At 75.8% G+C, this 21575-nt stretch carries 19 protein-coding genes; 8 read left to right on the top strand and 11 right to left on the bottom strand.

What is annotated here, in order from left to right:
- Nucleotides 1–105: 105 nt before the first annotated feature.
- The 6 genes from ACIP60_RS01650 to ACIP60_RS01675 form a co-directional block, all read right to left on the bottom strand.
- On the bottom strand, nt 106–672 hold the full coding sequence (locus ACIP60_RS01650) for a Uma2 family endonuclease (RefSeq protein ID WP_400678930.1): 567 nt from the start codon (nt 670–672) through the stop codon (nt 106–108).
- Between the two features lie 127 nt (nt 673–799).
- Nucleotides 800–2263, bottom strand: coding sequence for an FAD-binding protein (locus ACIP60_RS01655; RefSeq protein WP_400678931.1), 1464 nt, complete (start codon nt 2261–2263; stop codon nt 800–802).
- A 392-nt stretch (nt 2264–2655) separates the two neighbouring features.
- The gene (locus tag ACIP60_RS01660) at nt 2656–4491 is read right to left on the bottom strand and encodes a BTAD domain-containing putative transcriptional regulator (RefSeq protein WP_400678933.1); all 1836 of its coding nucleotides are present in this window, start codon (nt 4489–4491) and stop codon (nt 2656–2658) included.
- Between the two features lie 294 nt (nt 4492–4785).
- Nucleotides 4786–5160: a hypothetical protein gene (locus tag ACIP60_RS01665; protein ID WP_400678934.1), complete on the bottom strand. Its 375-nt coding sequence runs from the start codon at nt 5158–5160 to the stop codon at nt 4786–4788.
- A gap of 632 nt (nt 5161–5792) precedes the next feature.
- Nucleotides 5793–7163: a helix-turn-helix domain-containing protein gene (locus ACIP60_RS01670; RefSeq protein ID WP_400678936.1), complete on the bottom strand. Its 1371-nt coding sequence runs from the start codon at nt 7161–7163 to the stop codon at nt 5793–5795.
- 161 nt (nt 7164–7324) lie between these two features.
- Entirely contained in the window at nt 7325–7789 is a 465-nt protein-coding gene (locus ACIP60_RS01675) for a hypothetical protein (protein ID WP_400678938.1), read from the bottom strand.
- Between the two features lie 504 nt (nt 7790–8293).
- On the opposite strand from ACIP60_RS01675, the gene ACIP60_RS01680 reads away from it, so the two are divergent.
- A complete protein-coding gene (locus ACIP60_RS01680; protein WP_400678939.1) occupies nt 8294–8704 on the top strand; it encodes a spore-associated protein A in 411 nt (136 codons plus the stop codon).
- A 108-nt stretch (nt 8705–8812) separates the two neighbouring features.
- Nucleotides 8813–9283, top strand: a complete 471-nt coding sequence (locus ACIP60_RS01685; RefSeq protein ID WP_400678940.1) for a hypothetical protein — start codon at nt 8813–8815, stop codon at nt 9281–9283.
- A 68-nt stretch (nt 9284–9351) separates the two neighbouring features.
- On the opposite strand, the gene ACIP60_RS01690 is transcribed toward ACIP60_RS01685, so the two are convergent.
- The 4 genes from ACIP60_RS01690 to modA all read right to left on the bottom strand — a co-directional run bounded on the left by ACIP60_RS01690 (nt 9352) and on the right by modA (nt 13315).
- Nucleotides 9352–10287, bottom strand: a complete 936-nt coding sequence (locus ACIP60_RS01690) for a DMT family transporter (protein ID WP_400678942.1) — start codon at nt 10285–10287, stop codon at nt 9352–9354.
- 276 nt (nt 10288–10563) lie between these two features.
- Entirely contained in the window at nt 10564–11643 is a 1080-nt protein-coding gene (locus ACIP60_RS01695) for an ABC transporter ATP-binding protein (RefSeq protein ID WP_400678943.1), read from the bottom strand.
- A 32-nt stretch (nt 11644–11675) separates the two neighbouring features.
- The gene (locus ACIP60_RS01700; protein WP_100839606.1) at nt 11676–12524 is read right to left on the bottom strand and encodes an ABC transporter permease; all 849 of its coding nucleotides are present in this window, start codon (nt 12522–12524) and stop codon (nt 11676–11678) included.
- On the bottom strand, nt 12521–13315 hold the full coding sequence (gene modA / locus ACIP60_RS01705) for a molybdate ABC transporter substrate-binding protein (RefSeq protein WP_400678945.1): 795 nt from the start codon (nt 13313–13315) through the stop codon (nt 12521–12523). Before modA ends, ACIP60_RS01700 begins: the two co-directional genes overlap by 4 nt.
- Nucleotides 13316–13595: 280 nt before the next feature.
- On the opposite strand from modA, the gene ACIP60_RS01710 reads away from it, so the two are divergent.
- Nucleotides 13596–14990 (top strand): cytochrome P450, encoded by a 1395-nt coding sequence (locus ACIP60_RS01710; protein WP_400678946.1) that lies wholly within the window; start codon nt 13596–13598, stop codon nt 14988–14990.
- A 135-nt stretch (nt 14991–15125) separates the two neighbouring features.
- Here ACIP60_RS01710 and ACIP60_RS01715 read toward each other — a convergent pair whose 3' ends face one another.
- On the bottom strand, nt 15126–15857 hold the full coding sequence (locus ACIP60_RS01715; RefSeq protein WP_400678947.1) for a hypothetical protein: 732 nt from the start codon (nt 15855–15857) through the stop codon (nt 15126–15128).
- Nucleotides 15858–16348: 491 nt separating this feature from the next.
- On the opposite strand from ACIP60_RS01715, the gene ACIP60_RS01720 reads away from it, so the two are divergent.
- The 5 genes from ACIP60_RS01720 (at nt 16349) to ACIP60_RS01740 (ending at nt 21328) form a co-directional block, all read left to right on the top strand.
- Complete coding sequence (locus ACIP60_RS01720) at nt 16349–17131, top strand: MHYT domain-containing protein (protein ID WP_400678949.1); 783 nt, start codon at nt 16349–16351, stop codon at nt 17129–17131.
- 134 nt (nt 17132–17265) lie between these two features.
- Nucleotides 17266–19764 (top strand): nitrate- and nitrite sensing domain-containing protein, encoded by a 2499-nt coding sequence (locus ACIP60_RS01725; protein WP_400678950.1) that lies wholly within the window; start codon nt 17266–17268, stop codon nt 19762–19764.
- The gene (locus ACIP60_RS01730) at nt 19761–20162 is read left to right on the top strand and encodes a roadblock/LC7 domain-containing protein (protein ID WP_100839600.1); all 402 of its coding nucleotides are present in this window, start codon (nt 19761–19763) and stop codon (nt 20160–20162) included. Before ACIP60_RS01725 ends, ACIP60_RS01730 begins: the two co-directional genes overlap by 4 nt.
- 166 nt (nt 20163–20328) lie before the next feature.
- Nucleotides 20329–20754: a DUF742 domain-containing protein gene (locus tag ACIP60_RS01735; RefSeq protein ID WP_400678952.1), complete on the top strand. Its 426-nt coding sequence runs from the start codon at nt 20329–20331 to the stop codon at nt 20752–20754.
- Entirely contained in the window at nt 20735–21328 is a 594-nt protein-coding gene (locus tag ACIP60_RS01740; RefSeq protein ID WP_400678954.1) for a GTP-binding protein, read from the top strand. The genes ACIP60_RS01735 and ACIP60_RS01740 overlap by 20 nt, the downstream gene beginning before the upstream one ends.
- Nucleotides 21329–21575: the final 247 nt, after the last annotated feature.

Here is a 21575-nt window from a genome sequence, read left to right on the forward strand (position 1 = left end):
TAGCGTGCCCGCGGGCGGATGCGTACCGCTTCTCCCGGTTACCGGTACGCCGCGCTGTTGCGGACGGGCGGAGGGACGGGAGCGGCCGGACGCGCCGGAGTCCGGTCAGACCGTGCCGAGGTCGATCTCGACCGGGAACGGGGCGGTGGCCCTGACCGTGCCGGTGAAGACGTCCGCGTCGCGGTAGGAGCGGGTCGCGGGGTCGAGGAGGTGGGTGTAGACGAGCGGGACGCCGTGGGGGGTCTGCTCGATCCGCCAGTAGAAGGCGATGCCGGCCCGGGCGTACTGGTTCACCTTCACGACGCGGTCCGTGGTCTCCGAGCCCGGTGACACGACCTCGACGACCAGCAGGACGTGCTCCGGGCGAGTGGGCGTGAGGTCGATGGTCTCGGCGCGGTAGACCACCACGTCGGGCCGACGGTTGGTGAGCGGCACGTCCTGCAGGCGGACGTCGAAGTCCGTGTCGGCGTTCCACTCCGGCCCGGCGGCCGCGTCCAGGGCGTTCGCCAGGATGCGGGCCAGGCGGTTGTGGCGCTTGGACGCGCTCGGGCTCACGACGACCATCCCGTCCACGATCTCGATGCCCGCGCACTGCTCCTCGGACCAGGAGTCGTACTCGTCCGCGGTGATCTGGTGGTGCATCCACTCGGGAGCGACCGTTTCGGCAGTCATCGGCGCACCTCCTCGGGAAGGGATCACTGGGCCCGGTACCGGGCCCAGTGTACTGTCCCGCGCCTTCGGGGAACCGCCCCGGGCGGGGAGGGTTTCTTCGGGTTTCTTCCGGTCCCGAGAAGGGGGTTCAGAATATTCCGGGGCCGGGATTGAGGATGTTGCGCGGGTCGAAGCGGTTTTTCGCCCGTCGGAATGCGGGCCAGGCGTCGCCGTAGTGGGCGATCCAGTCGGCCTTGGTGAATTCGAGTGCGCCGATGGGGTAGCGGGAGCCGCCGACGGCGCGGGCCCTGCGGTAGAGCTCGGCGTTCCGCCGGAGCCGGTCGGCGGCGAATGCCGGGTCCGGGCCGGGGGCGGCGGAGTTGTCGAGGATGTCGAACAGGTACATCCAGGGGGTGGCGTCCGCCCGGGGGCCGCGGAAGGCGGGGTGGTCGACGCCGGTCCGTTTCGCGGGGATGAGCAGGAGCGTGGAGCCGGGGGCGAGGTCGTGCGGGCTGAGGCCGGTGAGGACGTCCCGCAGGAAGCGGTCGACCGTCGAGCTGTTGAGCCAGACGTCGAACCAGGGCTTGACCAGGCGTCCGTAGTCCAGGGCGGCTTCCAGCCGGGCGACCTGCCGGTTGACCTGGGTGACCCAGTCCGGGTGGCTCAGGTCGGTGACGGCGGCGGCGGACGGGGGCTGGCTGAGGCCGCGCAGCAGTTGCCGGCCGTCGGGCGGGGAGCCGGGCGTGAAGGGGACACTGACGAGGAGCTGCCCCACGAGGGACGTCCCGGTCGGGGCCCAGAGGGCGTAGGCGCCGAGCACCTCGCCGCGTTCGGTGAGGGTCCGCAGGTCGCCGACGGCCCCGTCGCCGGTCGGGTAGGTGAACTGGTAGGTCCGGACCGAGGGTTGCGCCGGCACCAGGTCGAGCCTGGCGCGCACGATGATGCCGCACTGCCCGAGTCCGCCGAGGGCGGCCCGGAAGAGGTCGGCGTGGCGGCGGTCGGAGCAGACCAGGACCTCGCCCCGCCCGGTGACGATCTCCAACTCCTGGACGTGGTCGATCTGCAGGCCGCGGGTGGACCCGGCCCCCGGGGACGCGCCGCCGACCGCGAGGGTGCCGGCGATGGTGAGGTCGGTGTAGCCGGTGAACACCGGCGGTGTCAGGCCGCGGGCGAACGCGGCCGTCATCAGCTCCGTCCACAGCACGCCGCCGTCGACGTCGGCTCCCCGCGGGCCGACCCGGTGGATCCGCCCGAGCCCGCGCATCTCGACGACCAGGCCGTTCTCGGTGAGCGACTGCCCGTGGGTGGTGTGGCCCCGGCCGCGCGCCGACACCTCGATGCCGCGGTCCGCGCAGAACCTGACCATCCTGGCGACGTCGTCGACGGAGCCGGGCCGCAGGACCGCGCCCGGCGTGCGGGCCACGATGCGCCCCTGGTCGACGCTGTCGGCGGCCCTGCTGCCGGTGTCGAGCAGGAGCTCACCGTCCAGGCGCGGCACCCGGTCGAACGGGCCCGCCGCCGCGGCCTCGGCGACCCAGGCCCCGGCGGTGGCGCTGAAGCCGACCGCCGCCACTCCGAGCGCCGCCCCCCTGACCAGCGCGCGGCGCGACATCCCCGGTGCCGTCCCGGGTGCCATCTCCGGCGTCATCCGGGGTGTACGGGTTTCCCTTTCCAACGTTCTCCCCCTGTTCAGGTCGCGAGGGCGCGGCCGACCGGGTGCGGGCAGCGTGCCCCGCCGTGGCCCGGAACGCCCACGCGGCGAGCGAAACAGCTGGAGGCTAACACCGGATTGTGGAGTTCGTATGCGTAGGGAAGGGTTTTCCGAGGGGAGCAAGGGTTATTTTCCATGCGCACGCCAATTCGGAAAAGCGGATTCCGTTCCGGGCGCGGGTGAGGGTGAGGATGAGGGTGAGGGTAAAAGGCGGCGGTCGGGAACCCCGCGGGGCCGTCCGGCACCTGAGCGCCGGGCCGCCCTCGCGGGTCGCCGCCGCGGGCCGCCGCGGGTCAGCCGACCAGGGCGGCGCGGCGGGGGGCGCGGGGGCCGGGCCGGGCGGGGGAGGGGCGGTGGCGGACGAGTTCGCGGGCGTAGGCCCGCATCAGCGGCTCGTAGCGGTAGCGGCCGGGCTCCCGGGCGGTGAGCAGACCGGCGTCGGCGAGCCGTTCGAGGACGCGTTCGGCGCGGACCGGGGACTCGCCGAGCAGCCGGGCGGCGGTGGCCAGGCCGACGGTGCCGGTCGGTGCGAGGGCGAGCAGGTGGAAGGCGCGGACGGTGGGCGGGTCGAGGGCCGCGCAGCCCGCCGTGAAGACGGCCCGGACGTCCAGGCTGCCCAGCCGGAGCTCGTCCAGGGCCCGGTCCTCGTCCGCGAGCCGCTCCACCAGGTGCCGCACGGCCCAGGACGGCCGGGCGGCCAGCCGGGCCCCGCAGATCCGCAGCGCGAGCGGCAGCCCGCCGCAGACGGCCGCGAGTTGGGCCAGGGCCCGCGGTTCGGCGGACGCCCGGGCCGGGCCGAGCAGCCGGGCCAGGAACTCCCGGGACTCGTCCGCGGGCAGCGGCCCGAGGTGGACGGGGTGCGTCCCGCCGAGGTCGGGCAGCCGGGTGCGGGCGGTGACCAGCGCGGCGTTGCCGGGGCCGGCGGGCAGCAGCGGCCGGACGTGGGCGCCGTCCCGGGCGTCGTCCAGGACCACCAGCGTCCGCCGCCCGGCCAGCAGCGAGCGGAACAGCGCCGTCCGGGCCTCGGTGTCGGCCGGCACGACGGCGGCCGGCACCCCGAGGGCGAGCAGGAAGCCGCCGAGCACGGCGTGCGGGGTGGCGGACCGCGGCCGGCTGCCGCGCAGGTCGGCGTAGAGGGTGCCGTCCGGGTACCCGGCGCGGGCGGCGTGCGCGGCGTGCTGGACCAGCGCGGTCTTGCCCGCGCCCGGCTGGCCGCTGACGACCGCGATCAGCGGCGCCCGGCACCCGGCGCCCCCGCCCGCCTCGGCCAGCCGGGCGGCGAGGTCGGCGACCTCGGCGGTCCGGCCGGTGAAGTCGGTCAGGTCGGGCGGCAGTTGGAAGGGGGTGACGAACCCGGCACGGGCCCGGGCGGGCCGGACGGGTGCGGCCAGGGCCGGGTCGGCGCGCAGGATCGCCCCGTGCACGGCGCGCAGCTCGCGGCCCGGGTCGACGCCCAGCTCCTCCGCCAGGACCCGGCGGACCCGCCCGTACACGGCGAGCGCCTCCGACTGGCGGCCGCTGCGGTACAGGGCCGTCATCAACTGCGCCCAGAGCCGCTCCCGCTCCGGGTGCGCGGCGGTCAGCGACCGCAGCTCGCCGAGCAGTTCGGTGTGCCGGCCCAGCGCCAGCCCGGCCTCGGTGCGGCCCTCCACCACGTCCAGCCGGGCCTCGGTGAGCCAGCCGGTCTCGGCCCGGCGCAGCGTTTCGGAGGGGACGTCGACCAGGGCCGGTCCGCGCCAGAGCGCCAGCGCCTGCTCGTAGTGGGCGGCGGCCCGCCCGGGATCGTCCTCGCGCAACCGGGCGTGGCCGAGGTCGCGCAGCCGGGTGAACCGGTCGGTGTCGAACTCCTCGGCGCGGACGTCGAGGAGGTAGCCGCCCGCCTCCGTGGCCAGCCGCTCACCGGCCTCGCCGAGCGCCTTGCGCAGCCGCATCACGTAGTTGCGCAGCGTGGTGGCGGCGGTGCGCGGCGGACACCCGTCCCAGACCGTGTCCGCGAGCACCTCGGTCGGCACCACCTGCCCCCGCCGGACCAGCAGCGCCGCGAGCAGCGCCCGCTGCTTGGCCGCCGGGACCGAACGGCTCCCCCCTTCGTCCCGTACGAGCAGCGGTCCGAGAATCCCGAACTCCATCCCCCACGCCTCCCCTGACACCTCGGCCTGCTTCGCCGGACGGCGGGGCCCGTCCCCCGACGGCCACCCGGCGTGGTCCGTTCTATGCCCGGGCGGTTTTGACCGGCGGATCTCGCGGTGTCGGTCAATCAATTCCGGTCTTCGCGATGGCCTTCGGGATGGTCCTCGGGGCCGAGGTCGAGGCGGCGGGGGTGGGGGCGGGACGGTGGGGTGACAGGTGGCGAGGGTGGGGCCGGGGGCGGATTGACCGGGGGGTCGGGGCCGCTCGGTCAATCAATCCCGTGCGACGGGAGCTCAGCCGCTGGTCCAGATGGTGTCGAGGTAGCCGCCGCCGCAGAGCCGGGCCGGGGTGTACGGGGTGTGCGGGGTGGCCGCGACCAGGGTGGCCGCGACCGGGGCGGCGTAGCCGTCGCGCGGTAGCCGTCGGCGGGGTCCGGGGTGGCGGGGGCGGGGATCGACACGGCGGACGCGCTCCGCACGGACCCGGCCTCGCCGACGCAGCTGTGCTCGAACTCGTTGCTGCCCAGGAGGGTTGTGGGCCGGAGCGTCCGCGCAGGTGCGGCCGACACCGGCGGAGGCCGTGGTGGCAGTGACAGTGGCCGGGGCGGTGAGGGCGCGTGCGGCGGTGGCCAGCACGTCTGCGCGACGCGGGAAGCGGGTGGGTCTCACCGTTCTCCTCGGGTGGCGGAAGGCGGTTGTGGACACGACGGCGACGGCGGGCCGGCGCCCGCCGCCGCCGCCGGTTCACATCCTGCACGCCCGCCGTAGCGTCTGAGTCGCGCGGGGATCGCGGCCCCTCCCGGTGCGCGCTTTCCGGCGGTCGCCTCGCCTGTTGGGCGGGTGCTCTCCGGGGGCGCCTCTTCCCGGCTCGCGCGTTCTCCGGCCGCTGCCGTTTCCGGCGCGTACTCTCCGGGGGCTGCCGTTTCCGGCCCGCGTTCTCCGGTGGCCTCCCTTCCTGGCGCGCCTTCTCCGGCTACCGTCCCTTTCCGGTAAGCGCTTTACGGCCGTCGCCCCCTGCCGGGGTACGTTCTCCGGCGGTTGTCCCTTCCTGGTTCGGGTTCCCAGCCGATGTCCCTTCCCGGCTTGCGCGTTCCCCGGCCGACGCCCTTTCCCTGCCCGCGCTCCGGTCGCCGCCTCCCGCCCGCGCGTGTTCTCCGGTCGTCGGCGTTCCAGGTTGCGCCGTCTTCGGCGGGTCTTGTCCGGGGTCGGGGCAACCGCGCGGCGGGTCGGGGGCCGGAATGTCGCGGCCCGGCTGCTGCGTCGCGCGGCTGCGGGGTGGAGGGGGCCGGGCCGGTGGGGGGTCAGCCGCGGGCGGTGTCCGGGTAGCGGCAGGCTGCTTTGCGGGCGCGGGCGAGTTCGGTCTCGCCGAGTTCGGCGACCTGGAGGGGGCCGGTGACCGTGCGGGGGACGAGGCGTTGGTCGGCGATGCTGCTGGGGCCCTCGCCGCCGAAGCAGGCGACGGCCACCACCCCCACCGCGGTCTGCGGGTCGGTGCCGTCCGGGGCCGGGCCGGGCTGCCAGGGCACGGGGAACCCGGCGGAGGCGTCCGCGGACATGCCGATCTGCTGCCACTGGGACGTGCTGCCCGTCCTGGGCAGGTACGCGGCGTAGCCGACGATGCCCAGGCGGTCTCCGGTGGCGTGGAGTTCGTAGCGGCCGGGCGTTTGGCCGGAGCCGGAGCCCGGTGTGACGGTGAGTGTGATCGAGGCGGGCGGGGCCACCGCATCGGGACAGTCGGTGGGTTGGAGGTCGCCGGGCGGGTTGCCGTGGATCACGGCGGAGGAGACGTAGCCGCCGGTCGCGGTCCTGAACCAGCGGACGTCGGGCGAGCCGGAGGTGGCGTCGATCACCATGTCGCCCAGGCAGAAGCCGGTGAGCTGGAGGCGGCAGCCCGCGGGCAGTTGGAGGACGACGTCGGCGCTGAGGCTGGCTCCGGCGCGCAGCCGGGTGCTCTCGATGTAGGTCGTGCCGGAGAACACGGCCGTGGACGGTGTGAGGGTGGCGACCGGGCAGTCGGCCGCGTTGGGGTTCGGCGTCGCGTTCGCGGCGGACACGGTCGAGGTCAGGGCGTTCTCGGTCGCGCTCCGGCTGTGGCCGAAACCGGACGTCCGTGCCGCGACCAGGGCCAGGACGACGGTGAGGACGAGCAGGGCGGCCGTCCCGGCGGTCGTCCAGCGCGGCCGTCGACCGTCGTGCACCGTCTCGGCCGACGGGTGTCCGGACAGCGGGACCGCCCCGGTGACGACGTCGCCCGAAGCCGAGCCCGAACCCGAGCCCGAATCCGAGCCCGGGGCGTCGTCCGTCGTGGTCCCCTCGACGGCCGGCTTCTCCGCAGCCGCCGGTGCGGTGTCCGCCGCCTTCTCCGCAGCCGGGGCCGGGGCCGGAGACGAGGCCCCGGCCCCGCGGCCGAGTTCACGGTCGAGTTCGTTCCAGCGCCGCGTCCACTCCTCGACGTCGCCGCCGCAGGCCCCGACGTAGGCCTGGGTCACCTCCAGGCTGGGCAGCCGGACGCCGCCGGCCGCGTCGCTGAGGGTGGTGGCGCCGAATCCGGCCCGTTCGGCGAGCACGCGGTAGGTGGGGTTGCCGGCCCGTTCCCGGACCAGTCGGAGGTCGTGGGCGAAGGCGGGGACGGGCCCGTCGGCGGGATCGACTGGACGCGGTCTGCGGGCCACGGGCTCTCCTCACCTGGCGGATCGACAGTTCGTTCCGGGGAACTTCCGATGAGGCGGGGAGTTCCTTCACCATGTGCACGGACAGCGGAGATCCGGGCAGGCCGGACAGCCGCCCCGGGGGCGGTGCACGTGTGATCATCATAACTCCCGCCGACGTGGCGTCAGCGGGAGTCCGGGTGATTTGCCCGTGATGCGAACGGCTGTGATGTCCCGTCAGCAGCCGCCCCCGGGCGGCCGGTCGCTCGGCCGGCCGTCACCCGGGCCGCCGCCGCCACCTGGAACTCCACCGCGGCTTTCGCCTTCGCCGTCGCCTCCGGGTCGGCCTCGATCACCTGCCGCCGGTAGCCGGCGTCCGCGGTGGCGATCCTCAGCTCCTGCGGGGTCGGCCGCGGCGTCCTGCGCCACCGCGGGTCGCTCAGGGCCGCGAGCGGGTCCGGGCAGTCGAAACCGGCCTCCGTCGTGCACGGCGACCACTGGCGGATCACCGCCCGGGTCCGCTCGTCGTTCTGGGCCTGCTCCAGCGTCGTGAACTCGGCGTCCTCCGCGAACACCGGGCCGCCGATCTCACCGTCCGCGGCGCCGGTCGGCTCCCGGACCGCCGCGCCGACGCAGCCGCGCTCCGGCACCGCTCGCCCGCCCGCCCGTTGACGGTCCGTCCGTCCGTCCGCCCGAACCGGCCCGCGCCGCCCGGTCATCGGTGCCCCGGAGGACGAGTTCCAGCTGCGCCGTCACCGAGGGACCGGCCGGCTGCGCGCCCGCCCCGGCCGGCCGCTCGCCCTCGGGGTGGTAATCCCAGGTGGCCGGCAGGGCCGCGCTCGGGTGGCCGTACCGGGCGTCCACCCGGGTGGTCGGGGCACCGCTTGCGCGGCGACCCCCGGGCCGCCGGGTGGCGAGGCCCCGCCGATGATCACGGGGCCGGTGGCGGACCCGTGCTGACGAGGGGAGGCGGCGCGGCCGGATCGCTCCGATCGCGCGGCCTCCCGGGGGCCGGACGGCGGTCGCGACCGGGCCCGGGAAGCCGCGATACGGCCGCGCTATCCCGGCCTCCTAACGTCCCGGACGGGTGCGGACCTCGGCGGAGGCCCCACCGACTCCCCGTCAGAAGAAGCACGTTCGAAGGAGAACACCCGTTGCGCACGTTCACGGGCCGCGCCACCGCGGCCGCCCTCCTGTCGGCGGCCTCGGTGGCCGGTGTGGTCCTGGCCCCCGGCACCGCGGAGGCGGCCTCCTACAACAGCGCCTGCGGCAGCGGGTACCGGGAGATCGACCACCTCACGCTGAACGGCTACGGCACGGTCTTCCTGACCTACAGCAGCGCGACCGGGAAGAACTGCGTCGTGACCGTCCGGAACCAGCCGGGCGCCGCCCTCTACATGAACGCCCTGGTCAGGCTGGCCGGTTCGGCCAACTGGATCGGCGACTACGGCGACTACACCACCTACGCGGGCCCGGTGTACGTCTCCGCGGCCGGCCGGTGCATCGACTGGGGCGGCGAGATCGAGACCGCCTACGAGTACCGCCTGGACGTCCACTGCGGCTGAACTCCCGTACCGGCAGCCCCTCTCCACCGCAGCCCCTCTCCACCGCAGCGCCCCCACCGCAGCGCCCCCACCGCACCGGACCGCGCCCCGACCCCCAGGAGTACCCCCATGCGCAGGACGTTCTCCGCCCTGGCCGCCGCCGGCCTCGTGCTCCTCGGCGGCATCTCCCTCGCGCCGCAGGCGAGCGCCGCCGACACGTACGGCTGCAGCGGCAGCCTGGTCGGCACCTACGACCTCAAGACCGACAACGGCACCGGCACCAAGTACGGCGAGCTGTACCTCTACTACTCCAGCGCCAACGGCGGCACCAACTGCGCGGCCGCCGTCGACACCCACTTCGCCTCGGGCGTCACCAAGTACCAGGCCGTCTACCTCTGGCGCTGCGTGGCCGGCACCCACGCCGGTGACTTCTGCAGCTACGACCAGTCCGACAGCGACGACGGCAACTTCGCCTGGTACGCCGGTCCCGCGAAGGTCACCGGCACCGCGAACCGCTGCGTCATGGTCTACGGCCGCGTCGACGACCCGAGCAACAGCAAGGTCGCCGACACCACCGTCCTGGCCTCGCACTGCGGCTGACCGGACGGAGGGACGGACGGGCGGACGGGCGGACGGGCGGCGGAGAGCCGCCCGTCCGCCCGTCCCGTTCAGCCCGCGCGCAGCTCGGCCCGGGCCAGCGCCGTCACCGACAGCAGCAGCACCGCCGTGCCCAGCAGCGCCGCCGGGGTGAGCGGCTCGTCCAGCACGGCCGCGGCGAACACGGTGGCGCTGAGCGGCTCGATCAGCGCCACCACCGAGGCCGTCGCGGCCCGGATCACCGCCGCGCCCGCGAAGTACAGCGCGTACGCGAGCGCGGTCGGCACGGTGGCCAGGTAGCCGAGCAGCAGCAGCGTCGAGGGCAGCGCGCCGGTGGACGGCAGCGGGCCCTCGGCCAGCGCGAACGGGAACAGGCACACCGCGCAGACCGCGAACGACCACAGGGTGGTGGTCGCCGGGTCGTCCGGGACGGCGGTGCGCGAGGCCCGGTGGCGGGTGGCCACCGTGATCGCCGCGTAGCCCGCCGCCGAGGCCAGCGCCCAGGCCAGGCCGACCGGTTCGACCCCGCCGCGGCCGGAGCCGCCGCCCAGCACCAGCACGCCCAGGCCCAGCAGCGCCCCGGCCACCGCGGCCAGCCCGGCCCGGCCCAGCCGCTCGCCCATCAGCAGCCGCCCGCCGAGCGCCACCAGCACCGGCGCCGCCCCCAGCGTCACCACGGTGGCGACGGCCAGCCCGGTGTGCCGGACGGCCAGGAAGTACGCGCTCTGGAACAGCGTCAGCCCCAGCCCGTTGAGCAGGACGCGGCCCGCGGCGGGGCGCGGTGCGGGCCGGGCCGCCCGCCCGGTGAACGGGCGCAGCGCCAGCAGCACCGCCACGCCGCCGACCGAGCGCCAGAACGTGAGCGCGAGCGGCCCCAGACCGCTGCGCGGGAACAGCAGCGCGGCCGCCGCCCCGGCGGTGCCCCAGGCGGTGGCGGCGAGGGCGACGTACAGCAGGCCCCGCCGCGCGGGCAGGGCGGAGGGGTGCGAGGAAGGAAACGAGGACACGGGTGGACTCCCGGAAAGCCGTCATGGTCGGTGGGCCACGGAAGCGGGCGGCACCGACCGGCCCGGGGCGGCCGTCCGGAGGGGACGACGGGCCCGGGCGGGCTCAGGAAGTGGCCGGCCGCCCGCTCAGCGAGCGGGAGGGGGCAGGACGCCGCGATGCATGGCCGCCACTGTACGCGAGGGCGGGCGGCACGCGGACCGCACGCGGACGGCACGCGGGCCGCGTGCTTCACGGCACGCGAACGGCGCGGTCCACGGCCCGGGGGAGCGCCTGGTTCAGGCCGGGTAGGCGTGGGTCTGGGTGGCCTTGACGGCGGCCCAGACCCGGGTGCCGGGGGTGAGGTCGAGCTCGGCGGCGGCGGTGGGGGTGAGGTCGGCGGCCAGCGGGAGGGGGCCGGTGAGGTCGACCCGGAAGCGGTCGCCGTGCAGGTCGAGGCCGGCGACGGTGCAGGGGAAGAGGTTGCGGGCGCTGGTCTCGGGGCGGTGCCGGTGCAGGGTGACCGCGTCGGGCGGGAAGGCGACGAACGCCGGGCCGGTCAACTCCTCGTCGGTGCTGAGGACCTGGCCCTCGGGGAGGGTGACCTGCCGGCCGGCGGCGGTGCCCTGGTAGAGGTTGAGGCCGACCAGCCGGGCGATGTAGTCGGTGCGCGGGTGGCGGGCCACCTCGGCGGGGCGGCCGGTCTGCACGACCCGGCCGGACTCGATCACCACGAGGCGGTCGGCGAGCACCATGGCGTCCAGCGGGTCGTGCGTGACCAGCACCGCGACGGCTTCGAACTCGGCCAGGTGGCGGCGGAGTTCGGCCCGGACGTCGAGCCGGGTGCGGGCGTCCAGCGCGGCCAGCGGCTCGTCCAGCAGCAGCAGCCGCGGGCGGACGGCCAGCGCCCGGGCCAGCGCGACCCGCTGGGCCTGGCCGCCGGAGAGCTTCGCGGGGCGGTGCCCGGCGTGCTCGGCCAGGCCCATCCGCTCCAGCCAGGGCAGCGCCTCGGCGCGCGCGGTGGCCCGGCGCAGGCCCCGGCTGCGCGGGCCGAAGGCGACGTTGTCGAGCGCGGACAGGTGTGGGAAGAGCAGGTAGTCCTGGAAGACCACGCCGATCGGCCGCTGCTCGGCGGGCCGGAACACGCCGTCCGCGGGGGAGTCCAGCGCCGTGCCGTCCAGGTGCAGGTGCCCGTCGGTGAGCGGCAGCAGCCCGGCCAGGGCGCGCAGCGCGGTGGACTTGCCCGCGCCGTTCGGGCCGAGCAGGGCGAGCACCTCGCCGGGCTCGGCGGCCAGCGGCACGTCGAGGGTGAACGTGCCCCGGGTGACGCGCAGTTCGGCGTCCAGGGCGGGAGCGGGAGGCTTCTTCGCGGGGTTCACGGGGTTCACGGGGCTCGCGGGGGTCACGGGGTTCACGGGGTGGACATCCAACGGTCGCGCAGCCCGGCGAGGACGGCGACGGAGACGGTGAGCAGGATCAGGCTGAGCGCGATGGCCGCCTCCGGGTCGGACTCCATGGCCAGGTAGACCGCCAGCGGCATGGTCTGGGTCCGGCCGGGGAAGTTCCCGGCGAAGGTGATGGTCGCGCCGAACTCGCCCAGCGCCCGGGCCCAGGCCAGCACCGCACCCGCCCCGATGCCCGGGGCGACCAGCGGCAGGGTGACCCGGCGGAACGCGGTCAGCCGGGAGGCGCCGAGGGTGGCCGCGGCCTCCTCGTAGCGCGGGTCGGCGGCGCGCAGCGCGCCCTCCACGCTGATCACCAGGAACGGCATCGCGACGAACGCCTCGGCCACCACCACGCCGGTGGTGGTGAACGGGAGGGTGACGCCGGTCCAGGCGTCCAGCCAGCGGCCCAGGATGCCGTTGCGGCCGAGCACCAGCAGCAGCGCCACGCCGCCGACCACCGGGGGCAGCACCAGCGGCAGGGTGACCAGGGCGCGCACCAGCCGCCGCCCGGGGAACTCGGTGCGGGCCAGCAGCCAGGCCAGCGGCACGCCCAGCACCAGCGCGACGCCGGTGGCCAGGGTCGCCGAGAGCAGCGAGAGCTTGAGCGCCTGCCACACCTCGGTGCCGGTCAGCAGCGAGGGCAGCGCGCTCCACGGCGCGCGCACCAGCAGCCCGAGCAGCGGCAGGACCAGGAAGGCCAGGCCGAGCAGCGCGGGCAGCAGCAGCGCGGCGGGGACCCGCCCGGCCCCCCGGGGCCGCCGCCGGCCCCGGGGGTGTGGTGCGGGTGTGGTGCGGGGGGTGCCGGGCCGGGTCACGGCGTCTGGAAGCCGGCCTCGGTGAGCACCCGGCGGGCGTCCGCGGAGCCGACGTAGCCGAGGAACGCGGCGGCACCGTTGCTGTTGGGCGCCTTGGCGAGGGCGGCGATCGGGTAGTCGTTGACGGCCTGCGCGGCCTCCGGGAAGTTCACGCCCTCGATCTTGTCGGCGTCGGCCTTGACGTCGGTCTGGTACACCAGCGACGCGTCGACCTCGCCCAGCTCGACCTTGGTCAGGGCGCCCTTGACGTCCTGCTCGTAGGTGACGGGGGTGAGCTGCACGCCGGCCGCGTTCAGCGCGGTGACGGCGGCGGCGCCGCACGGCACCTCCTTGGCGCACAGCGCGGTCTTGACGCCGGTGAGGTCCTTCAGGCCGGCGATGTGCCGGGGGTTGCCCTTGGCGACGGCGATCTCCAGCGTGTTGCGGACGAACACGGTCGGGTCGCCGCCGGTCAGCTTGGCGTCGGTGACGGTCTTCATGGTGGCCGGGCTGGCCGCGGCGAACACGTCCACCGGCGCGCCGGAGACGATGCTCTGGGCCAGCGCGGAGGAGCCGCCGAAGTTGAAGGTCACGGTGGTGCCCGGGTAGGCCGCCTCGAAGCGCTTGCCCAGCTCGGTGAAGGACTCCTTCAGCGAGGCCGCCGCGAACACCGTCACGGTGCCCTTGACCTCGGGGCGGGCGGGGGCGGAGCTGTTCGAGGCGGAGCCGCTGCCGGAGCTGCTGCACGCCGTCAGGCCGGCCGCGAGGGCGAGGACGGCGGAGGCGGCGAGGAGTCGTCTGACGCTGCGCATGGATGGTTTCCCCTGGTCGTGGTGGACGGTGGCGGGCCGGAGCGGAGTGCGAGGGTGGGGTGCGATCAGGCGATCATAGTGCCGCAGCTGCGGGGTCCAGGACTGCTGTCTCATCGCACAAGCGACCTTAAGCCGAACTTAAGGGTTGCATGTGCAATACCTCAAGACCCCGCCGTCCCCACCGCGCTGCCCCCTCGCCCCCCGACGGCCGCCCGGGAGATACTGACGCGGTTTCAGCGAACCTCCACCGCACGGGGGTTCGTCCGACGGAGGGGACCCCATGACCGCCACCCGCGTGCCCGGCCCGGCCGGGCTGCCGCTGATCGGCTCCCTGCTCGACCTCAAGCGCGACGCGCTCGGCACCTACCTCGCCGCCCGCCGCGACCACGGCGACGTGATCCGGGTGCAGGCCGGCCCGCCCGGGCTGCGCGCCGAGCTCTGGATGGTCTTCTCGCCCGAGGGCGCCCAGCAGGTGCTGGCCACCGAGGCCGCCAACTTCCGCAAGGACAACGTCTTCTACGGCGAGATCCGGGAGAGCTTCGGCAACGGCCTGCTCACCGCCCAGGACGCCGACTACCTGCGCCAGCGCCGCCTGGTCCAACCGCTGTTCACCCGCCGCCGGGTCGACGGCTACGCCGACGCGATCGGCACCGAGACCGCCGCCCTGGCCGCCCGCTGGGCCGCCGCCCCCGACGGCGTCGTCGACCTCGGCGAGGAGATGAACCGCTTCGCCCTGCGCACCGTCGCCCGGATCCTGTTCGGCCAGGACGTCGAGGAGGCCGTCGAGACGGTCCACCACGCCTTCCCGGTCCTGAACGGCTTCGTCCGCGACCGCGGCTTCTCCCCGCTGCGGCTGCCCCGGCAGTGGCCGCTGCCCGGGCACCGCAAGGCGCTCGCCGCCGAACGCGCGCTGTACGAGGTCTGCGACGGCATCATCGCGCGCCGCGCCGCCGAAGGGGCCGAAGGGGCGGACGGGACGGACAGGACGGATGGGAAGGGCGAGGGCCGGGACCTGCTCGCGCTGCTGGCCGCCGCCCGCGACGAGGACGGCAACCGGCTGGACCCCACCGAACTGCGCGAACAGGTGCTGATCTTCCTGCTGGCCGGCCACGAGACCACCGCCACCTCGCTCACCTTCGCCCTCCACCTGCTCGGCAAGCACCCCGAGCAGCAGGCCCGCGCCCACCGGGAGGCCGCCGAACTGCTCGCCGACGGCCGCCGTCCCACCGCCGCCGACTACGCCGAACTCCCTTACCTGACAAGGGTGCTGAAGGAGACCATGCGGCTCTTCCCGGCCGCGCCCTCGGTCGGCCGCCGGGCCGTCGAGGCCACCACGGTGGGCGGTGTCACCATCCCGGCCGGCGCCGACGTCCTGGTCGTCCCGTACGTCACCCACCGGCACCCCGGGCACTGGGAGGACCCGGAGCGCTTCGACCCCGAGCGCTTCACCCCCGAACGGGAGGCCGCCCGGCACCGCTACGCCTGGTTCCCGTTCGGCGGCGGCCCGCGCGCCTGCATCGGCCAGCACTTCTCGATGCTGGAGTCGGTGCTCGCGCTGGCCGCCCTGCTGCGCGAGTTCGAGGTCACCGCGATCGACCGGGACGTCCCGCTCGCCCAGGGCATCACCCTGGAGCTGCACGGCCCCGTCCGGGTCAGGCTCACCCCGCGCGGCTGACGGCGGACGGCGGACGGCGGACGCCGCACCGCCCGCCCCCGACGCGGCGGGCGCGGGGACGGGCGGTGCGGGTGTCACGGGGGGCCGGTGTCACAGGGTGCCGGTGTCACGGAGCACCGGCGGTGCGGGGGCGGCTCAGGGCGTGACGCTGGCCAGGCACAGGGTGTACGAGCTGCTGCCCTTGTCCACCCAGTAGCCGGCCTCGGCCTCGGGGAACGCCGTGCAGGCGTCGGCGTCGGAGGAGGAGAGCCGGCCCACGACCCGGAAGTCGGCGTCCGAGCCGCCGCAGTCGACGACCGAGACGTCCGGGGACAGGGTGGACCCGCTGTTGTGGACGCAGTCGCCCACGTCGGCGTAGTCCGGGTCCTGCTGGATGCTGTAGAGCAGCGCGCCGACGGCGACCACGGGTATCAGCAGGCCGAGGACCTGCGGCCGCAGGTACAGCGGGCGGCCGGTGGGCAGCGGCGTGCCCGGGGCGCCCGGGACGGGGGCCGGCAGCTTCCGGAGCTTGAGCCAGACGACCAGGTTCATCAGCATGGTGACCGGGTTGATCACCGCGGAGGCCACGCCCCACCAGCCCTGCCACAGGCTGTCCGCGGTCATCCGCCGCAGGGTCGCCGTCCCGCAGTCCCGGCAGAACGGGCCGGGCACCCGCAGGAACCGCATCATCACCAGGAAGCCCTGGTGGCCGCGGACCGTGACGTTCGCGGCGGGCACGGAACCGCAGAAGCGGCAGAACGGGCCCGGCTGGGGGCCGGACGCGGCGGGCGCCGCCCACCCGGCCGGTTCGGCGCCCGCGGGCGGCGCGGCGGGGAAGGCCGCCGGCGCGGCGGGGTCGGCGGGCGGGGGCGTGACGGGTACGGACACGGAGTTCCTCTGGCGGGGGCGTGCGGGAGCACGCGGGGGAAGGCGGACGACGGCCGTCGGCCTCCGGCGGCAGCGGGACTCCGCTGCGCCGCGCGACGGTTCGGCCGGAGAGTAGCGGGTCCGGAGGACAGTGCGCACTCCGGTTTCGCCGGGCCGTTCGTGCCCGGCCGGCGCGCGCCCCGTACGCGGTCCGGTCCCGGCCCGTCCCGTTGCCCGTCCCGTTGCCCGTTCGGCTGCCGGTCCGTCCGTCGCTCGTCCGTCGCCCGGCGGGGCAGGAGGCCGGGGCGCGGCGGGGGTCGGAACGTGCGCGGGGCGCGTGCGGGGGCGTGCGCGGAGGCACACGTCGTCGCGCCATTCGAGCACACAACGCCCATCGTCCGTAGTGCTTTTCACATCTTCTGGTGACCATTCGTCAACTCTGGGTAGCGTCCACGATTCCTGGACCGCACGAGCTCGGGCGAGCGGCGTCCGTCCCTCGCAGGAGGCACCCGATGGGATCGATGGACCACTTCAGTTTCGGCTGGCTCACGCCGCTGCTCTCCTACGCGATGGCCTGCGCCGGTGCCGCCCTCGGCCTGCGCTGCACCCTGCGGGCGCTGTCCGCCACCGGCGCCTCCCGGCGGAACTGGCTGCTCACCGCCGCCGCCGCGATCGGCTCCGGGATCTGGACGATGCACTTCGTCGCGATGTTCGGCTTCACCGTGGACGGCACCGCGCTGCGCTACGACGTCCCGCTGACCGTCCTCAGCCTGCTGGTCGCGGTCGCCGTGGTCGGCCTCGGGGTGTTCGTGGTCGGCTACGGCCGCCACCGGGGCCGCAGCCTGCTGCTCGGCGGCCTCATCACCGGCGTCGGCGTCGCCGGGATGCACTACCTCGGGATGGCCGCCGTCCGGATCCACGGCGAACTGCGCTACCAGGCGGGCACGGTGGCGCTGTCCGTGCTGATCGCGGTCGGCGCCGCCACCGCCGCGCTCTGGGCCGCCGTCACCATCCGCAACGCGTACGCGGCGGCGGCCGCCGCGCTGGTGATGGGCGTCGCCGTCAGCTGCATGCACTACACCGGGATGGCCGCCGTCCACGTCCACCTGGAACCCGCCCGGACCGGGCTCGGCGGCGCCACCCCGCTGGAGTTCGTCTTCCCGCTCGCGGTCGGACTCGGCTCCTTCCTCTTCCTCACCTCCGCCTTCGTCGCGCTCTCCCCGACCGCGCAGGAGCACGCCGCCTACCGCGAGGCCGGCGAACTCGCCGTCGAGGAACTCGGCCGCGCCGCCTGACCCCCGCGCCCGCCTTTCCGCCGCACCCGACCGCGCCCGTACGCCCGCGGCGCGTCCGCAGCCGCGCGCCCGACCGCGCCCGTACGACCGCCGCCCCGACGACCCCCCGAAGCCCGAAAGGCCGTCCCACACCCATGCGCGCAAGCCGAGGCACCTCCCGCAGCGGACCGCCCGCCCCCAGCCACCCGCGCGGCCCCGCCCGCGCCCGGCCCGGCGCACCCCGGCGCGGGGCCCACGCCGGGCCGCCCGCCGACGAGACGCCGCTCACCGCCCCGGCGCCCGCCCGGCCCGGGCTGCGGCCGCGCACCGTCCGGGCCCGGATCGTCGCCGTGCTGATGGTCCCGGTGGTGTCCGTGATGGCGCTGTGGGCGTTCGCCACCGTCACCACCGCCGGCGACGTCCGGGACCTGCGGCGGATCAAGAGCGTCGACGCCGCCCTGCGCACCCCCCTCGACCGCACCGCCGTCGCCCTCCAGGCCGAACGCGCCGCCGCCGGACAGTTCCTCGCCGCCCCCGGCCCCGACCAGGAGGCCGCGCTGCGCGGCACCGCCCGGCAGACCGACCTGGCCGCCGCCCCGCTCACCCTGGCCCCCGACTACAACCGCGCCGACGCCGAAGGGCTCGGCCCCGAGGCCGCCGGCCGACTCGACACCCTCGGACGCGCCGTCGCCGCCCTCCCCGCGCTGCGCGCCCGCCTGCTCGACCGCGACGTCCCCTGGAGCGACGCCTTCACCGTCTACACCGCCGCCGTCGACGACGCCCTCGCCGTCACCGGCTCGCTCACCGCGCTCCAGGACCACCGGGTCGCCGCCGACGCCCGCGTCCTGCTCGAACTCGCCCGCTCCCGCGAGCAGCTCGCCCGCGAGGACGCCCTGCTGCGCGCCGCCCAGCGCGCCGGCCGGCTCACCGAGGCCGGGTACCGGCAGATCGTCCAGGCCGCGTACGCCCGCGCCCAGTTCGAGCGGACCGCCGTCCCCGACCTGCGCCCCGCCGACCGGGCCGCGCTCGCCGTCCTCACCGACGGCCCCGAGTACCAGGAACTGCGCCGCTACGAGGAGGCGCTGCTGGCCGCCGCCGACCCGGACGCCGCCCTCGCCGCCGTCCCCGCCACCCGCTGGGCCGCCGTCACCGACACCACCGGGCAGGCCCTGGCCGCCCTCGAACGGCAGGCCGGCGCGACCGCCGCCGCCCGCGCGGACCCGTACGCGCTGGGCCTGTTCACCCCCTCCGGCGCCACCGTGCTGCTCGGCCTGCTCGCGGTCCTCGCCTCGCTGCTGGTCTCGGTCCGGGTCGGCCGCGGCCTGGTCGCCGAGCTGCACGCCCTGCGCAACTCGGCGCTCGAACTCGCCGGGCGCACCCTGCCCGCCACCATGCGCAGGCTGCGCTCCGGCGAGGAGGTCGACGTGGACGCCGAGGTGCCGCCGCGCGAGCACGGCGGCGACGAGATCGGCCAGGTCCACCAGGCCCTCGACAGCGTCCAGCGGGCCGCCGTCACCGCCGCCGTCGAACGCGCCGAGGTGCTCTCCGGCGTCTCCGGCGTGTTCGTCAACCTGGCCCGCCGCAGCCAGGTCCTGGTGCACCGCCAACTCACCCTGCTGGACGCGATGGAGCGCCGCACCGAGGACCCGGCCGAACTGGACGACCTGTTCAAGCTCGACCACCTCACCACCCGGATGCGCCGCCACGCCGAGGGCCTGATCATCCTCTCCGGCGCTGCCCCCGGCCGGGCCTGGCGCAAGCCCGTCCCGCTCACCGACGTGGTCCGGGCCGCCGTCGCCGAGGTCGAGGAGTACGCCCGGGTCGACGTCCACCGCCTCCCGCCCGCCGCCGTCACCGGCCCCGCCGTCGCTGACCTCACCCACCTGGTCGCCGAACTCGTCGAGAACGCCACCGGGTTCTCGCCCCCGCACACCAAGGTCCAGATCCGCGGCGAACAGGTCGGCAACGGCTACGCCCTGGAGATCGAGGACCGCGGCCTCGGCATGGGCCCCGAAGCACTCGCCGACGCCAACCGGCGGATCGACGCCAGCGAACAGGTCGACCTCTTCGACAGCGACCGCCTCGGCCTGTTCGTGGTCAGCCGGCTCGCCAAGCGGCACGGCGTCCGGGTCTCGCTGCGCCCCTCCGCGTACGGCGGCACCACCGCGATCGTGCTGCTGCCGCTCGACCTGCTCGACCTGCGTGAGGGTGACAAACTCTCGGACGTGCGGGAGTTGACCGCCGTTCCCGAACTCACGCCGACGGTACGGACGTTGTCCCAGGCGCTCGCCCCGGTCCCGGCTCCGGCCCCGGCGCCGAACCCCGCCGGGTCGCGCCCGCGGTCCGCGCCGTCCGCGCCGTCCGCGCCGCCCGCTCCGGTGGTTCCGGCCGCCGCCGTCGGGCCGGAGGGCGAACTCCCGCGCCGGGTGCGGCAGGCCAGCCTCGCCCCGCAGCTGCGCGACGCCCCCGCCCCGGCCCGCCCCGGGCTGCGCCCCGCCGACCGGGCCGCCGACCGCGACCCCGAGCAGGCCCGCACCGCGATGGCCGCGTTCCAGCGCGGCTGGCAGCGCGGCCACGCCCAGCCGCCCGCGGACCGGCCCGCTGGCCGGCCCGCCGACCGCAACGACTTCGACAGAGGAGACCGGGCCCGATGATCGGCACCCCCCACCAGAGCGGCGAACTCAACTGGCTGCTGGACGAGTTGGCCACCCGGGCCGCCCGGGTCAGGTTCACCGTCATGCTCTCCGCCGACGGACTGCCGATGGGCAACTCCACCGGCCTCGGCCGCGAGGACGCCGAGCACCTGGCCGCCGTCGCCTCCGGCTTCCACAGCCTGGCCAAGGGCGCCGGACGGCACTTCGACGCGGGTGAAGTCCGCCAGACCATGGTCGAGTTGGAGCGCGGCTACCTGTTCGTCGCCGCCGCCGGACAGGGCTCCTGCCTGGCCGTCTTCGCCGAACCCGACGCCGACCTCGGCCTGGTCGCCTACGAGATGGCCCGCCTGGTCCGCCGGGTCGGCGAACACCTGCACGCCGCCCCGCGCGGCTTCTAGTGCCGCATCGGGCGACCTCCGCCCCGTCGCGGAGCGGTGTCCGGTGCGTGCGGCGGGAACGCGCGCACCGGGCACCACTCCGCGACGGGGCCCGGAGCGGCACTGCACCGCCCAGTAGCCAGTAGCCAGTAGTACGTCGACCGTCCGTCAGAAGGGGTGACCTCCGATGGCCTACCCGCCCCGGCGCTACCTGCCCGGCTCCCCGTTCGGCTACCCGCCGCCGCCCGCCCGCCCCGTCCAGTGGTACGACGAGGACGCCGGTCCGATGGTCCGCCCCTACGCGCTCACCAAGGGCCGTACCCGCCCCGGCCGGTCCTTCGACCTGATCGCGCTGGTCGTCACCGACGTCCCCGACCCGACCGTGCTGCCGGTCGGCCCCGAGCAGGCCGCCATCCTGGCGGTCTGCCGGGGCAACGCCCTCTCCGTCGCCGAGATCGCCGCCGACCTCGACCTGCCGCTCGGCGTGGTCCGGGTGCTGCTCGGCGACCTGCTCGACGCCGAACACATCCGGGTCAGCCGCCCCGTCCCGCCGGAGCTGCTCCCGCACGAACACGTCCTCCAGGAGGTCATCCATGGGCTCCGCGCCCTCTGACGGCACCGACCTGGCCCTGAAGATCCTGGTCGCGGGCGGCTTCGGCGTCGGCAAGACCACCCTGGTCGGGGCCGTCAGCGAGATCAAACCCCTGCGCACCGAGGAGCAGTTGACCGCCGCCGGCACCCACGTCGACGACCTCGGCGGGGTCGAGCGCAAGACCACCACCACGGTCGCCATGGACTTCGGCCGGATCACCATCCGCGCGGGCCTGTCCGTCTACCTGTTCGGCACCCCCGGCCAGGACCGCTTCTGGTTCCTCTGGGACGAACTCGCCCGGGGCGCCCTCGGGGCCGTCGTCCTCGCCGACACCCGCCGCCTCACCGACTGCTTCCCCGCCGTCGACTTCTTCGAGCACCGCGGCATCCCCTTCGTGGTCGCCGTCAACCGCTTCGAGGGCAGCCGCGCCTTCCGCCCCGAGGACGTCTCCCGGGCCCTGGACCTCGACCCGGCGACCCCCGTGGTGCTCTGCGACGCCCGCGAACGGGCCTCCGGCAAGGACGTCCTGATCAGCCTGGTCGAACACGCCGGGAAGGCGCACGCGGCCCGGGTGCTGGCCCGGACCCGCGGCTGACCGGACCCGCGGCTGACCGGACCCGCGGCTGACCGGACCCGCGGCCGACCGGGGACGGACCGGCGGGGACGGACCGGCGGGGACGGACCGGAAAGGGGAAGGCCGGGGCGGGCCCGCGCCGCTAGCATGACCGGCATGTTCCCCACCCGTGACTAGGGACCGCACCGCGACCGCACGCCGCACCCGGCGTCGCGGTCGCTCCGGCGTCCCCGTCCACCGGCGCACCGCGTGCGCCGTCCCCGCTGAG

The sequence above is a fragment of the Kitasatospora sp. NPDC088783 genome, from assembly GCF_044750705.1.
In the GTDB taxonomy this organism is placed as follows: Bacteria; Actinomycetota; Actinomycetes; order Streptomycetales; family Streptomycetaceae; genus Kitasatospora; species Kitasatospora fiedleri.

What these genes read in the sequence shown, in the direction of transcription:
- ACIP60_RS01650 (WP_400678930.1), bottom strand. Translation starts at nt 672, where the DNA reads ATGACTGCCGAAACGGTCGCTCCCGAGTGGATGCACCACCAGATCACC.
- ACIP60_RS01655 (WP_400678931.1), bottom strand. Translation starts at nt 2,263, where the DNA reads ATGTCGCGCCGCGCGCTGGTCAGGGGGGCGGCGCTCGGAGTGGCGGCG.
- ACIP60_RS01660 (WP_400678933.1), bottom strand. Translation starts at nt 4,491, where the DNA reads ATGGAGTTCGGGATTCTCGGACCGCTGCTCGTACGGGACGAAGGGGGG.
- ACIP60_RS01685 (WP_400678940.1), top strand. Translation starts at nt 8,813, where the DNA reads ATGCGCAGGACGTTCTCCGCCCTGGCCGCCGCCGGCCTCGTGCTCCTC.
- modA (WP_400678945.1), bottom strand. Translation starts at nt 13,315, where the DNA reads ATGCGCAGCGTCAGACGACTCCTCGCCGCCTCCGCCGTCCTCGCCCTC.
- ACIP60_RS01710 (WP_400678946.1), top strand. Translation starts at nt 13,596, where the DNA reads ATGACCGCCACCCGCGTGCCCGGCCCGGCCGGGCTGCCGCTGATCGGC.
- ACIP60_RS01720 (WP_400678949.1), top strand. Translation starts at nt 16,349, where the DNA reads ATGGGATCGATGGACCACTTCAGTTTCGGCTGGCTCACGCCGCTGCTC.
- ACIP60_RS01725 (WP_400678950.1), top strand. Translation starts at nt 17,266, where the DNA reads ATGCGCGCAAGCCGAGGCACCTCCCGCAGCGGACCGCCCGCCCCCAGC.
- ACIP60_RS01730 (WP_100839600.1), top strand. Translation starts at nt 19,761, where the DNA reads ATGATCGGCACCCCCCACCAGAGCGGCGAACTCAACTGGCTGCTGGAC.
- ACIP60_RS01735 (WP_400678952.1), top strand. Translation starts at nt 20,329, where the DNA reads ATGGCCTACCCGCCCCGGCGCTACCTGCCCGGCTCCCCGTTCGGCTAC.
- ACIP60_RS01740 (WP_400678954.1), top strand. Translation starts at nt 20,735, where the DNA reads ATGGGCTCCGCGCCCTCTGACGGCACCGACCTGGCCCTGAAGATCCTG.